Consider the following 13,455-nt stretch of genomic DNA (forward strand, 5'->3'; position numbering starts at 1 on the left):
GGCCAGCCCCACAACCAGTTTCAGCTCAGCGCGTCGGCAGCGGTCGGTGAGGAGTCGCGCAGGAAGGTCGCGCAGCGCTCGGCCTCCTCCTTCTCCTCGATGATCGCGGCCGCCTTGCCCAGTGCGGCCAGGCAGCGCAGGAACCCGCGGTTCGGCTCGTGCTCCCACGGGACCGGGCCGTGGCCCTTCCAGCCGTTGCGGCGGAGCAGGTCGAGACCGCGGTGGTAGCCGGTCCGGGCGAAGGCGTACGCCTCGATCGTCCGGCCGTCCGCCAGCGCCGCCTCGGCCAGCTCACTCCAGGCCAGTGACGACGTCGGGAACTTGGCCGCGACGTCCACCGCAGCGGCCCCGGCGGCGAGTTCCGCCGCGGCGGGGTCTACGGGGAGTAGTGTCTCGGGTGGACCTGAGAGCAGATTGTTCAATTCCATAAGCACATCTTCGCCGATCACGCAGCCGAACCGGCACGTGACCGTCTGGCGAAATCCGTTGACCGTTCACCGATCGGCCACGGATGCTTGAGACCCTGCGTGATAGCCGCCGTGGTTCCCAGCTACGGCCGGAAGGAGGCACCGGATGAGCGTCATAGTCCTGAACGCGTCATACGAGCCGCTGCACACCGTGTCGATCCAGCACGCCATCCGGATGCTGGTCCGCGAGGTCGCAGTGGTGGAAGAGGCGCACGGCGAACGGACCATCGGCCCTTTTCCGGTTCCACGGGTGCTGCGCCTGGTCCGGTATGTGGTGACGCACTGGCGCTACGCGGCCGGCCGGATGAAGTACAGCAAGCACGGAGTGTTGCGGCGGGACAAGTTCCGGTGTGCGTACTGCGGTCTGGACAACGCCGACACCATGGACCATGTCCAACCCAGATCCAGGGGCGGCCGCACCGAGTGGCTGAATGCCGTGGCCGCCCATGCCTCCTGTAACGAGCGGAAAGGCAACCGCACCCCCAGCGAGGCCGGCATGCCGCTCCTCTGGCAACCCTGGGTTCCAACCCGCGCGGAGCTCGTCATACAAACATGACGGGCTTTTTTCATGCCCACTTTCCACAGCCTGGCTGTCCACAGGTTTGAAGTGACGGTCGGATCGAGGGTCTGATCACGGCACTTTCTAGGCATGAACCCTCAACTCGCTGTGATGGCCACCATCCGCGGCGGGGTGTTCACCCGTGCCGATGCGCGCGCCTGTGGCTACCCCGACCCGGACATCGACTCTCTGCTGGACACCGGCGGCTGGCGCCGGATCCGGCCGGGCACCTATGCCGCGCACCGGGCGCTCACGCTCGTCACCGATGAGGTCCTGCACCTGCGCAAGGTGTACCGCGTGCTCCGCACCGGCGGCCCGGCCGTCTTCGCGAGCCACCAGTCCGCGGCGGCGCTGCACGCTCTGCCGCTCTGGGGCCTCGACCTGTCCCGTGTGCACGTCACCGCGCCGCACGGCCGGGGCGGCTGCGTCGGCGGCGTGCACCGTCACATCCGCGATCCAGTCGGCCCCGGCATCCAGGTGTGGAACAAGCTGCGAATGGTGTCACCGGCGCGTGCCGTCGTCGAAGTGGCCGCGACCTCCCCAGCCGCGCCCGCGGTCGTCCTGACCGAGGCCGCTCTGTACGCCGGTCTCGTCACCAGCCGCTCGCTGAAACGCGCGGTGGCCGATCACGGCAACGAGCGGGCGATCGCCGCGATCTCCAGAGCCGGCGCGGAATCCGCCTCGGTCGCCGAGTCCCGCCTCCGCCTCATCCTCGCCGACCAGGGACTGCCTGCTCCGGCTCGACCTCCGGACGTGGATCCCTTGGAGCCGGCCGGGCCCGAGATCGCGTCCTTGTGGTTCCCCGACGAGCGGACCGTGGTGGAGTTCGAGCCGCGTTTCCCCTTCTGGTACGAGGATTCCGAGCCCGACGAGGAGCCGATCGCAGCCTCGGCGGTGCCCGATCCGGCCGCACCCGAGCCGCTCGAGCACTGCTGGATCTCCTGGCGTGACCTCGACGATCCACCCCTGGTCATCGACCGGATCCGCGCCAGCTTCACCCGAGCCGCCCGCCGTACCGGCGTCCGGCACTTCGACCTCGCCCGTGCCCGGATGTGAGTGAGGGGCCCACCGCAACCAGCGGTGAGCCCCTCGAAGTCCCCAGCTCTGTCAGGAGAAACAGATGTCAGGCGTTCAGCGACGTACCCGTGGAGCGGAGGCTCTCGCAGGCCTCGGCGACCCGCTCGGCCATGCCGGCCTCGGCCAGCTTGCCCCACGCCCGCGGGTCGTAGGCCTTCTTGTTGCCGACCTCGCCGTCCACCTTCAGCACACCGTCGTAGTTGGTGAACATGTGGGCCGCCGCCGGCCGGGTGAACGCGTACTGCGTGTCGGTGTCGACGTTCATCTTGATCACGCCGTTGTCGACCGCGGCCCGGATCTCCTCCAGGGTCGAGCCGGAGCCGCCGTGGAAGACCAGGTCGAACGGGCTCTCCTTGCCGACCTTGGCGCCGACCGCGTCCTGGATCTCCTTCAGGATCTCCGGCCGCAGCTTGACCGCACCCGGCTTGTAGACGCCGTGCACGTTGCCGAAGGTCAGCGCGGTGATGTAGCGGCCGTTCTCGCCGGTGCCGAGCGCCTCGACCGTGGCCAGGCCGTCCTCGACGGTGGTGTAGAGCTTCTCGTTGATCTCGTGGGCGACACCGTCCTCCTCACCGCCGACGACACCCACCTCGATCTCGAGCACGATCTTGGCCGCGGCCGTCTTGGCCAGCAGGTCCTTGGCGATCTCGAGGTTCTCCGCCAGCGGCACGGCCGAGCCGTCCCACATGTGCGACTGGAACAGCGGGTTCTCGCCGCGGGCGACCCGCTCGGCGGAGATCTCCAGCAGCGGCCGGACGAAGCCGTCCAGCTTGTCCTTCGGGCAGTGGTCGGTGTGCAGCGCGATGTTCACCGGGAAGTTCTTGGCGACCTCGTGCGCGTACGCGGCCAGCGCGACCGAACCGGTCACCATGTTCTTCACGGTCGACCCGGACAGGTACTCGGCGCCGCCGGTGGAGACCTGGACGATGCCGTCCGAGCCCGCTTCGGCGAAACCGCGGATCGCGGCGATCAGCGTCTGCGAGGAGCTGACGTTGATGGCCGGGTAGGCGAAGCGGTTCTGCTTGGCCTTGTCCAGCATCTCGGCGTAGACCTCAGGGGTGGCAATAGGCATGTCTCGCGGTACTCCTCACAACACAGTTCACGTGGGTTGAGCTCCAGTATCACCGCCGGGAACCTCGTCGTCCTCGGCGGCCCGCCTGCCGGACCGGCCAGGTGGCCGGGGAGCTGTCGGCAAGGATGCAGACCAGTTGATGAACAGGACCGGTCCAGTTCGTTGCGACCAGATGACGCCGGCTCAGGCCGATCCGGACCTCGGGCCGCGCGGGGTCAGGGCCATGTGCAGCCGGTAGCGATCGGCCCGGTAGGCCGACCAGGACAGTTCGACGACCTTGCGGCCGGCGAAGGTGGTGCGCTCGAGGACCAGCAGGGGTGCCCGCCTGGCCACGCCGAGAACCCGGGCGACATGACCGTCGGCGTTGTCCGCCCGGACGGTCTGCTCACCGGAGGTGACGACGACGTCGTACTCGCTCGCGAAGACGTCGTACAGGGTGCCGAGCTCACGGCCGAGCAGGCCGGGGAAGAGCGCGGACGGGTAGTAGCCGACCTCGTACGCCATCGGCGAGGCGTCGGCGGTGCGAAGCCGTTCGACCCGGATCACCTTGGTGCCCTTGGCGACCCGCAGTCCCTTCGCGGTCTCGTCGGACGCCTCGATCTCGGTGGCCGACAGCACCACCGTGCCGGGCTCCAGGCCGCGGGCCCGCATCTCCCGGGAGAACGAGGTGAGGTGCAACTGGGAGTCGACCTGTGGACCGGTGACGAACGTGCCCTTGCCGTGCACGCGTTCCAGCGCGCCGGACTCGACCAGGTCGCTGATCGCCTGCCGGACGGTCACCCGGGAGACGTTCAGCTTGTCCACCAGGGCGCGTTCGGAGGGGATCGGGTCCCCGGGGTGCAGCTCGACATCGATCAGCCGTTCCAGTACCGATCGGACCTGGGCCCGCTTGGTCGCCACCATCGAATCTCGATCCTCCAGACCTGGGCGGGTCTCGGGGGTGCCCCGGGACGCCGCTCACTGCTATCGTGCGCAGCATACCTGTTAAGACCAGATAGGACCAGTGATCGTAGTGGTGTCTGTCCCCGCCCCGGAAACCCAGATGGCGCGCGAGATCGCCGAGCAGCCGGCCGCGCTGGCGGCCACGTTCGAGCACGTTCTGCCACTACGGCACGACATCACGCGACTGGCCGCGGGGCGCCGGCACGTGATCTTCGTGGCGCGCGGATCGTCCGACAACGCGGGTGTCTACGGCCGCTACCTGACCGAGATCCACGCCGGCCGGCAGGCCTCCCTGGCCGCCCCCTCGGTAGCCACCCTGTACGGCGCGAACCTCGACCTCTCGAACTCGCTGGTCGTCGCGATCAGCCAGTCCGGCGCGACCCAGGAGATCGTGGACACCGCCGAATGGGCCAAGCGCAACGGCGCCGCGATCGTCGGCATCACGAACGACGGCAACAGCCCGCTGGCGTCGACGGCCGACGTCGCGCTGATCACGCAAGCGGGCCAGGAGCTCGCCGTACCGGCGACCAAGACCTACACCACGCAGCTCGCGGCGATCACGGTCGCGGTCGACGCGCTGGCGCAGAAGCCAGGCACGCTGGACGGCGACATCGCCCGCGTTCCGGACGCCGCTTCGCAGATGCTCGAGGGTTCGGTCGAGGAGGCCGCGGAGCTCCTCGCGGGCGCGCACGACGTGCTGGCGAGCGGTCGCGGCCTGACGTTCGGTACGACGCTGGAGGTCGCTCTCAAGCTGGAAGAGACCTGCCTGCAGCCGGTCCGCGGTCTCTCGTACGCCGACCTGAAGCACGGACCGATCGCGGTCGTCGACGCGGACCTCGTCACCATCCTGGTCGCGGCCGGCGAGGGTCCGGCCCTGCCCGGTATGACAGAGCTGGCCGGCATCGTCCGGGAGAAGGGCAGCAAGATTCTCGGCATCGGCGGCGACCCCGCCTTCGCGAGCCGCTGCGACGTCAACCTGGCCGGCCCGGACCTGCCCGAAACCCTCGCTCCCCTCGCGCTCGTCATCCCCGCCCAACGAGCCATCGAGGCCCTCGCCCGCAAACTCGGCCTGAACCCCGACGCGCCGCGGGGCCTCCGCAAGGTCACCCAGACCGACTGATCCGGGTCGGAACCTGCGGTGTCGAAAGTCGCCAGTCAAAGTGCTCATTTGGTGAGCACTTTGACTGGAATCGTGGTGGTCATCAACCGGGAACACCGAGAGAGGACCACCGACATGTTGCGAGGATTCGCCACCGTCAGCTTCTACGCCGCCGACCTGCACGCCGCCCGGGAGTGGTACACGGAACTGCTCGGCATGGAGCCGTACTTCGCCGTACCGACTCCGGAGGACCCGGCGTACATCGAGTTCCGCTTCGGCGACTTCCAGTGCGAACTGGGGATCATCGACGCGAAGTACGCGACCCATCCGGTCGGCAACGGACCGGCGGGCGCGGTGATGCAGTGGCACGTCGACGACCTGGAGGGAGAACTCGAGCGTCTGCTGTCCCTGGGCGCAACTCTGCTCGAGCAGATCACCGACCGCGGCGACACCGGCTTCCGGACCGCGCTGGTGGTCGACCCCTTCGGCAACATCATCGGCATCATGAACAACCCCCACTACCTGGAAATCCTGGCCGAGCTGAAGGGCTGATCGAGAAGCGCCTTGACCTGGAGTGCACTCCAGGGGGAAGTCTGGAGGACGTGAACGATCAATCACCGGGCGAGGAAACCTGCGGGGTCGACGAACTCGTTCCGGACGTCGACGAACCGCTCACCGTCGGGCAAGTCGTGGCCCAGTCCGTTGGCGCAGGACGGACTCCAACGTCTCGGCAGCCCGCATTTCCCGGACGCCGGGGTAGAGCATTTCGACTACCTCAACGAGCATCGCGACCTGACGCTGGTGGCGTACAGTCCGCTGCTGGCCGGCTCGTACAGCCACCCCGAGCGTCCGTTTCCGGCCGAGCGCGGGTATGCGCATCCGACCGCCTAGTACGGCAGCCGGACTTCGTGATCGTCATGTCGGGATGGCCTGTCGGCGGTGGTAGTGGCTGGTGCGGGCGCGGTGTTGGTGTCGGCGTCTGCGGATCGACCAGCGCAGCTGGTGTCGCAGGTCGCGCATCGGCTGGTTGATGAAGGTGTTGAACAGGCGCTTGATTTCGTTGCAGGTCAACGCGATCAGCGAGTGTTCTTGTGGGACTGGGTTGTCGGCCTTCTCGGTCACGGCGACGACGGCCAAGAAGGCGTAGGCGAGCATCGCGAGGAGAGTCCAGCGTCGCCAGCTGGTCCAGCGGCGGACCTGGTGCTGATCGAGACCGGCGAGAGTCTTGCTGGCCTGGAAGCTCTCTTCGATGGTCCAGCGACGCCCGGCCACGCGCACGAGCTGGCGTAGTGGCATGGGCGCGGGTGCCCAGCACCGGTAGTAGGCCAGCTCACCGGTGGTGTTGTTGCGGCGGATCAGTAGCCACCACTGCCCCTCGACCTTGGCACGCTCGGGTTGGATGCTGATCCAGGCCCAGTCGTAGTAGCGCGGGCCCTTCGACCCGTTGCCGGCGGACAGTCGTTGCCATGCCTTGCATGGCAGGCTCGCGGCGAGTTCGTCGGCACGGAACTTGCCGGCGTCAGTGCGGACCTGGTGGTTGCAGGCGACCGCGAGCACGTAGCCGACGTCGCGGTCTTCCAAGGTCTCGCGCAATGTTGGGTCGGCGCCGTAGACCTCATCACCTGCCACCCAGCCCGCCTTCACGCCGGCGTCCAGGGCGCGGGTGATCATCTCGGCCGCCAGCGCCGGCTTCGTAGCGAACTCCACCTCGGCCGGAACACCGGCCTGGCTGCGCCGGTCGGCATCGTCGGCCCAGACCTGTGGCAGGTAGAGCTCGCGGTCGATCAACGCGTGACCCGACAAGCTGGCATAGGTGAGGTAGACCGCAACCTGGGCGTTCTCGATCCGGCCCGCGGTGCCGGTGTACTGGCGCTGAACACCGACGGTATGCGTGCCCTTCTTCACGTCGCCGGTCTCATCCACGACCAGCAGCGCGTCCAGGCTGCCGAGCCGATCGACGACGTAATCGCGCAGGTCGTCACGCATCCCGTCATCGTCCCATTTCGCCTTGCACAGCAAGTGTTGCAGCCCATCCGGCGACTCATGGCCGGCATGCTCGGCCAGCGTCCAGCAGTTCTTCACCGCCACATCCGACATCGACCCCCGCACCGCATCACCCGCCAGCCGCCGCGGCTCCACCCGCGCGAACCGGCCCGCGAACCGCGTCATCAACGCATCGAACTCCGCCCGCCATCGACCCGGGTCTATGCTGTGCCCCGCGGCCACCGCCACATCATCTGGTTTCCACACAACTCCGGATCATCGAGCGGTGGCCGCCCTCACTCACGCCGCCGCGCGGTCGCCTACTCGTGAGAGATGTCGTCGGTGTCTCAGCGCAGGAACGTGAGCACGCGCCCCGCGAACTCCTCCGGAATCAGGTCGATCGCGATGTGCTGCTGGCCGTCCATGACGGTGACCCGCGCATCCGGAAGGGCGGCGGCGACGGTCTCGTAGTCGGCCTGCATCGCGGGCGGGCTGTCGCCGCCGACCATGAGCAACACCGGCACCGTGATCTTCTTCGCCTCCTCGGGATCGAAGGTTCGCTCGGCATGCCCCCAGTCCTCACGGGTGATCGTGTGCGCCGCGGCGATGCGCGCCTGCCAGGCGGGCAGGGCGCGATACCGCTCGAACTCGTGGTCGGGCATTCGCACGATCTCGCGGAAGAACACCTCCAGCGCGCGCTCGGGCTCGCCCTCGGCCAGCAACGCGTCCATCCGCTCCTGAAGCTCCGGTGCGATGGCCAGCACGTCCGGGGCCGGGGCGGGCCAACCCTCGTACAGCACCAGCTTGCGAATGTTCGAGGTCAGCGTCGCCGCGCCGAACGCGCAGAACCCGCCGAAGGAGTGGCCGAGCAGGTCGACCGCCGAACCGGAGGTATCGGCCACGGCGTCCACCACGGCGGCGACGTCCTCGAACTCGCGCACCACGTCGTACTCGGCCGCGTCGCCGCTGCCACCTCGGCCGCGGCGGTCCATGGTGTGCACCGTGACGTGCGGCTCCAGGTACTTCAACACGGGCGCCCAGCGAGTGTGGTCGGCCGTCGTGCCGTGCACCAGCACGAGCGGAGGCCCGTCGCCGCTCGTCCAGTAGGCGATCTCGGTGCCGTCGCGGGACACCACTCGCGCGCTTGTAAGTTCCTCCGTGCGTGTCATGGCAACCACCCCTTCGTCCAGTGCTGCCACGCTCCCGCGGCGGCGCCTAGGCCCGCATCGGTAGACCTACCCATCCTTGTTCGCAAGCAGGTTGCTGCACCGCCGCGAACAGCGCAGCCGCCGCAGTGCCGGACACGGCGATCTTGGTGCAGATCTGCTGGATCAGATCACGAGACCGCCGCCGCGGCTCCACACACGCGAACCGATCCCTCATCCGGCCCATCAGGTCACGAAGTCCGGCTGCCGAACTAGATGCGTTTCGAGGTTTTGCGCCAGGTCGCGCAGGAGCTGGGGGCGACACCTAACCAGGTCGTGCTGGCGTGGATGCTGCACCAGGATCCGGCCGTCATCCCACTGTTCGGAGCCTCGTCCCTGGGTCAGCTCGATGAGGCACTGGGCGCGTCGAGCTCCGCCCCGACGCCGACGTGATGGACCGGCTCAACAACGGTTAGTGGTCACAGGTGGCCGCGGTGGGTCAGGGCGGTGGTGATCTGGGCGGCGGCCGCGCGGAGGTGCGGGAGAACCTCGGAGCAGAGGGACGTGGGGGTGGAGCGGGATGCGTGGGCGGAGACGTTGAGGGCGGCGATGGTCCGGCCGCGCGAGTTGTGGATAGGCGCCGCGATCGAGCGGAGACCCAGTTCGAGTTCCTGGTCGACCAGCGCGTAGCCGTCGGAGCGGGCGCGGACGATGACCTCGCGGAGCTCGTCAGGTGACGTCACGGTGTGGTCGGTCAGCGGTTCAGCCTTGACCGACGACAGGTACGTGGTCAGTTCGTCGTCAGGCAGGTCGGCGAGGAGGACGCGGCCCATCGAGGTCGCGTACGCCGGTAGCCGGGCACCCACCCCGAGGGCGACGGTCATGATCCGGCTGGTCGGGACGCGGGCGACGTACACGATGTCCGGTAGGTCGAGGGTCGCGATGGAGCAGGACTCGCGGGTCTTCGCGCTGAGCTCCTCCATGAACGGTCCGGCGAGCTCACCGAAGTCCAACGACGACAGGTAGGCCCAGCCGAGCGCCAGCACCCGCGGCGTCAGCGAGAACCGGCGGCCATCGCTGCGGACGTACCCGAGCTCCGAAAGCGTGAGCAGGATCCGCCGCGCCGTCGCGGGAGTGATGCCGACGTCACGGGCCACCTCGCTGAGCGTCAGCGCCGGCGCGTCCGCCGAGAACGCACGGATCACCGCGAGCCCGCGATCGAGCCCCTGCAGGAACGTGCCTGTGGACGCCCCACCGGCCATCGGCTAGCCTTTTCGTTGAAAGAAGAAGTTTTCGCTCAGCGAAATCCTAGCGGAGCAGCGCATGCCAAGTCCAGTTCCCCTCGGCGAAGCGATCGCGGCGCACGTGCACGACGGCGACACCGTGGCGCTCGAAGGCTTCACTCACCTGATCCCGTTCGCCGCCGCCCACGAGATCGCCCGGCAAGGTCGCCGGCATCTGACCCTCGTCCGGATGACCCCCGACCTCGTCTACGACCAGCTGATCGGGCTGGGTGTCGCGGACGAGTTGGTGTTCTCGTACGGTGGCAATCCGGGCGTCGGCTCACTCCACCGGCTCCGGGACGCGGTGGAGAACCATTGGCCACACCGCCTCGTCGTCCACGAGCACAGCCATGCCGGGCTCGCCAACGCGTACGTCGCCGGTGCCGCTCGACTGCCGTTCGCCGTACTGCGGGGATATCGCGGGACGGATCTCGAAGAGCAGGAGGCCATCATCAGCCGGGTCACCTGCCCGTTCACGGGTGAGGAGCTGGCCGCGGTGAAGGCGGTGAACCCGGATGTGGCCGTGATCCACGCTCAGCTGACGGATCGCGAGGGCAACGTCATGCTCTGGGGGATCACCGGCGTGCAGCGGGAGGCGCTGCTGGCGGCGAAGCGGGCGATTGTCACGGTCGAAGAGGTCGTGGACGAGTTCCCCGAGCGGACCGGCGCGGTCGTGCTGCCGAACTGGGTGCTGTCGGCGGTGTGCGTCGTACCGGGTGGGGCGTGGCCGTCGTACGCGGCTGGGTACTCCGTGCGCGACAACGACTTCTACAAGCAGTGGGACACGGTGTCGCGAGATCGCTCCAAGTTCCTGGAATGGGCCCGCGAGAACGGGCTTCCGGCCGTGCAGGAGGTGAGCGCCAATGCCTGAGACCTGGGACAGCGCGGACATGATGAACGTCGCGGCGGCACGGGAACTGCATGACGGCGACGTGTGCTTGGTGGGCGTGGGACCGCCCAACCTGGCGGCGAACCTGGCGCGACGAACGCATGCGCCCGGCTGCCGGCTCGTCTACGAATCCGGTGCGATCGACGCGAAGCCACGCAGGCTGCCGCTGTCGATCGGGGACGACGATCTGGCCGCAACCGCGACCGCGGTGGTGTCGGTGCCGGAGATGTTCAACTACTGGGTCGGTGCAGGCCGGATCGATGTCGGGTTCCTCGGGGCCGCGCAGATCGATCGGTACGGGAACATCAACACGACCGTGATCGGCGATCACAGCGATCCCAAGACCCGCCTGCCAGGTGCGGGCGGCGCACCGGAGATCGCGGCCGCGGCCGGTCGGGTGATCGTTATCGTGAAGCAGTCACCGCGCACCTTCGTCGAGCAGGTCGACTTCGTCACGTCCGTCGGGTACGGCCCGACCGGCCGCGAGCGCGAGGCCCGCGGCGCCGGTCCGACCCTCGTCATCACCGACCACGGCGTACTCGAGCCAGACCCGGAGACCAACGAGCTGACCCTGACCAGACTGCATCCGGGTGTGACCGTCGAGCAGGCCCGGCAGGCCACGGGGTGGAAGCTGAAGGTCGCCGACACTCTCGAGCAGGTAGCAGAGCCGACCGAGGTCGAGCTCGCCGCCCTGCACCGACTGCGCAACCGGGAGCCGGCCGATGCCTGAGTTCGTTCACACGTTCCTGCCCGGCCGGGTCGTGTTCGGGGCAGGCAGCCTCGACCAGGTGGCAGCGGAAGCGGAGCTTCTCGGGGTACGACGAGTGTTGCTGATAGCAACCAACTCGGTCCGGGACGCGGCGGATGTGGTCGAGGTCGAGCTCAAGGATCGATTCGCCGGCCGGATCGACGGCGTCACACAGCACGTGCCGACCGAGGTCGCGGCTGCAGCACGCGCCAAGGCGCAGGAGACCAGCGCCGACGGCCTGGTGGCGATCGGCGGTGGATCCGCGATCGGGCTGGCGAAGGCAGTCGCGTTGACGAGTGGGCTTCCGATCATCGCCGTACCGACGACGTATGCGGGATCGGAGATGACACCGGTCTGGGGTGAGACGGCAGGCGGCAGCAAGTCGACGGGCACGGATCCGAACGTGCTGCCGAGGACGGTGGTCTACGACCCCGTGCTCAGCCAGCACCTCCCGATGAAGGTCACGGCGGCCAGTGTCGCCAACGCGATCGCCCATTGTGTAGAAGCGGTCTGGACCCCGAAGGCCGATCCGATCACCGAGACGACGGCGGTCGAAGGCGCACGGGCGCTCGCCACCGGACTGCGCCAAGTCCTCCAAGCCCCCACCGACTTGGATGCCCGGAGCAACCTTCTGTACGGCGCCTGCCTCGGCGGATCGGCCCTGGCCACTGCCGGGACAGACCTGCACCACAAGATCTGTCACCTGCTCGGCGGCACCTACAACCTCCCCCACGCGGAGACCCACGCCGCCGTACTCCCCCAGGTGACCCGGATCAAGGCACCCGCCGTACCGCAGGCCAAAGCCCGCCTGGAGGACGCGCTCCAGACCGACGACCTGGCGACCGGCCTGTACGACTTGTTCACCGAGGCCGGCATCCCGACCAATCTGAAGGATCTCGGCCTCACCCAGGAGCAGGCGCACGAAGCGGCCCGACCCTTCGACGCCGACGAGATCCTCGCCCGTGCCTGGGCCGGCACCAGGCCCGAAGGAGCGAACCGATGAGACCCGCCTACATCCTGGACGCGGTCCGGACCCCGGTCGGCAAGCTGGGCGGCGCATTGGCCTCCGCCCGTCCCGACGATCTCGCCGCCGCAACGCTCAAGGAACTCGCAAGCCGCACCAACGTCGATCCGGCAGAGCTCGACGACGTCTTCCTCGGCAACGCGAACGGCGCCGGCGAGGAGAACCGCGACGTCGCGAGGATGGCCGCACTGCTCGCCGGTTTCCCCACCAGCGTCCCCGGTACGACGGTCAATCGCCTCTGCGGATCCGGACTCGAAGCCGCGATCCAGGCGGCCCGGGCGATCGAGACGGACGACGCCGACCTGGTCATCGCCGGCGGTGTGGAGTCGATGAGCCGGGCACCGTGGGTGCTGCCGAAACCGGATCGCGCCTTCCCGCACGGCAGCCTGACCGCGGAGTCGACGTCACTGGGCTGGCGGCTGGTCAACCCGAAGATGCCGAAGGACTGGACGATCTCCCTCGGTGAGGCAACCGAGCGCCTGGCCGAGCTCCACAACATCACGCGGGAGGCCCAGGACCTGTTCGCACTCGAGAGCCACGAGAAGGCGGCGAAGGCCTGGGCGGCCGGCACGTTCGACGCAGAGCTCGTGCCTTGGGACCGTCTCGAGGTCGCGGGACCGCCGCTCACCAGGGACGAGTCGATCCGCGACGGCGGCACGCCCGCAACGATGGCACGACTCAAGCCGGCCTTCAGACCGGACGGCACCGTCACCGCAGGCAACGCGTCCACGCTGAATGACGGTGCATCCGCCGTACTGATCGGGTCAGCGGAGGCGGCCAACCTCCTGAACCTCACACCGATGGCGCGGATTGTCAGCCGGGCGGTTCATGCGGTGGATCCGCAGTACTTCGGCATCGGGCCGGTCGAGGCGTCACGAAAGGCTCTCGCCAAAGCCGGTATCGGCTGGGACGACCTGACTCTGGTCGAGCTCAACGAGGCGTACGCCGCCCAGAGCTTGGCGTGTCTCGGTCAGTGGCCGGAGCTCGACCGCGACAAGGTGAACGTGAACGGTGGAGCGATCGCCCTCGGACATCCGCTCGGCAGTTCCGGCACCCGCATTCTCACCACTCTCGTCCACGAGCTGAGGCGGCGCGGCGGTGGCTTCGGGCTGGCGACGCTCTGCATCGGCGTCGGCCAGGGCCTGGCGATGGTGATCGAGGCATAAG

General features: G+C 68.5%; 16 protein-coding genes. 10 read left to right on the plus strand and 6 right to left on the minus strand.

Annotated elements, in window-relative coordinates:
• Positions 1-20: 20 nt before the first annotated feature.
• Positions 21-428, minus strand: a complete 408-nt coding sequence (locus V9K99_RS14185; RefSeq protein ID WP_337001444.1) for a DUF3151 domain-containing protein — start codon at positions 426-428, stop codon at positions 21-23.
• Between the two features lie 145 nt (positions 429-573).
• On the opposite strand from V9K99_RS14185, the gene V9K99_RS14190 reads away from it, so the two are divergent.
• Both V9K99_RS14190 and V9K99_RS14195 read left to right on the plus strand, forming a co-directional pair.
• Positions 574-1,023: an HNH endonuclease gene (locus tag V9K99_RS14190; protein WP_337001442.1), complete on the plus strand. Its 450-nt coding sequence runs from the start codon at positions 574-576 to the stop codon at positions 1,021-1,023.
• 93 nt (positions 1,024-1,116) lie between these two features.
• Complete coding sequence (locus V9K99_RS14195) at positions 1,117-2,082, plus strand: type IV toxin-antitoxin system AbiEi family antitoxin domain-containing protein (protein ID WP_337001440.1); 966 nt, start codon at positions 1,117-1,119, stop codon at positions 2,080-2,082.
• 67 nt (positions 2,083-2,149) lie between these two features.
• Here V9K99_RS14195 and fbaA read toward each other — a convergent pair whose 3' ends face one another.
• Together fbaA and V9K99_RS14205 are read right to left on the minus strand one after the other, a co-directional pair.
• Positions 2,150-3,175 carry a class II fructose-bisphosphate aldolase gene (gene fbaA, locus V9K99_RS14200; protein ID WP_337001438.1) on the minus strand — a complete coding sequence of 342 codons (1,026 nt, stop codon included), beginning with the start codon at positions 3,173-3,175 and terminating at the stop codon, positions 2,150-2,152.
• 183 nt (positions 3,176-3,358) lie between these two features.
• On the minus strand, positions 3,359-4,078 hold the full coding sequence (locus tag V9K99_RS14205; RefSeq protein WP_132156117.1) for a GntR family transcriptional regulator: 720 nt from the start codon (positions 4,076-4,078) through the stop codon (positions 3,359-3,361).
• A gap of 139 nt (positions 4,079-4,217) precedes the next feature.
• Between V9K99_RS14205 and V9K99_RS14210 the strand changes: the two genes are divergently transcribed.
• The 3 genes from V9K99_RS14210 to V9K99_RS14220 all read left to right on the plus strand — a co-directional run bounded on the left by V9K99_RS14210 (position 4,218) and on the right by V9K99_RS14220 (position 6,107).
• Positions 4,218-5,237 carry an SIS domain-containing protein gene (locus V9K99_RS14210; RefSeq protein ID WP_337001432.1) on the plus strand — a complete coding sequence of 340 codons (1,020 nt, stop codon included), beginning with the start codon at positions 4,218-4,220 and terminating at the stop codon, positions 5,235-5,237.
• Positions 5,238-5,351: 114 nt separating this feature from the next.
• Entirely contained in the window at positions 5,352-5,768 is a 417-nt protein-coding gene (locus V9K99_RS14215; protein WP_337001430.1) for a VOC family protein, read from the plus strand.
• A gap of 150 nt (positions 5,769-5,918) precedes the next feature.
• Positions 5,919-6,107, plus strand: a complete 189-nt coding sequence (locus V9K99_RS14220; protein ID WP_337001428.1) for a hypothetical protein — start codon at positions 5,919-5,921, stop codon at positions 6,105-6,107.
• Positions 6,108-6,131: 24 nt separating this feature from the next.
• Here V9K99_RS14220 and V9K99_RS14225 read toward each other — a convergent pair whose 3' ends face one another.
• Together V9K99_RS14225 and V9K99_RS14230 are read right to left on the minus strand one after the other, a co-directional pair.
• A complete protein-coding gene (locus V9K99_RS14225; protein ID WP_337001426.1) occupies positions 6,132-7,385 on the minus strand; it encodes an IS701 family transposase in 1,254 nt (417 codons plus the stop codon).
• A 161-nt stretch (positions 7,386-7,546) separates the two neighbouring features.
• Complete coding sequence (locus V9K99_RS14230; protein ID WP_337323581.1) at positions 7,547-8,398, minus strand: alpha/beta fold hydrolase; 852 nt, start codon at positions 8,396-8,398, stop codon at positions 7,547-7,549.
• Between the two features lie 222 nt (positions 8,399-8,620).
• On the opposite strand from V9K99_RS14230, the gene V9K99_RS14235 reads away from it, so the two are divergent.
• Positions 8,621-8,797, plus strand: coding sequence for an aldo/keto reductase (locus tag V9K99_RS14235; protein WP_337001421.1), 177 nt, complete (start codon positions 8,621-8,623; stop codon positions 8,795-8,797).
• A gap of 26 nt (positions 8,798-8,823) precedes the next feature.
• Here V9K99_RS14235 and V9K99_RS14240 read toward each other — a convergent pair whose 3' ends face one another.
• Positions 8,824-9,606 carry an IclR family transcriptional regulator domain-containing protein gene (locus V9K99_RS14240; protein ID WP_337001419.1) on the minus strand — a complete coding sequence of 261 codons (783 nt, stop codon included), beginning with the start codon at positions 9,604-9,606 and terminating at the stop codon, positions 8,824-8,826.
• 61 nt (positions 9,607-9,667) lie between these two features.
• On the opposite strand from V9K99_RS14240, the gene V9K99_RS14245 reads away from it, so the two are divergent.
• The 4 genes from V9K99_RS14245 to V9K99_RS14260 are packed head-to-tail and all read left to right on the plus strand — an operon-like array spanning position 9,668 to position 13,454.
• Complete coding sequence (locus V9K99_RS14245) at positions 9,668-10,498, plus strand: CoA transferase subunit A (protein WP_337001417.1); 831 nt, start codon at positions 9,668-9,670, stop codon at positions 10,496-10,498.
• Entirely contained in the window at positions 10,491-11,246 is a 756-nt protein-coding gene (locus V9K99_RS14250; RefSeq protein ID WP_337001415.1) for a CoA-transferase subunit beta, read from the plus strand. Before V9K99_RS14245 ends, V9K99_RS14250 begins: the two co-directional genes overlap by 8 nt.
• The gene (locus V9K99_RS14255; protein WP_337001413.1) at positions 11,239-12,267 is read left to right on the plus strand and encodes a maleylacetate reductase; all 1,029 of its coding nucleotides are present in this window, start codon (positions 11,239-11,241) and stop codon (positions 12,265-12,267) included. The genes V9K99_RS14250 and V9K99_RS14255 overlap by 8 nt, the downstream gene beginning before the upstream one ends.
• Entirely contained in the window at positions 12,264-13,454 is a 1,191-nt protein-coding gene (locus V9K99_RS14260; protein ID WP_337001411.1) for a thiolase family protein, read from the plus strand. The genes V9K99_RS14255 and V9K99_RS14260 overlap by 4 nt, the downstream gene beginning before the upstream one ends.
• Position 13,455: the final 1 nt, after the last annotated feature.

This window comes from Kribbella sp. CCNWLW201 (assembly GCF_037203805.1).
GTDB lineage: Bacteria > Actinomycetota > Actinomycetes > Propionibacteriales > Kribbellaceae > Kribbella.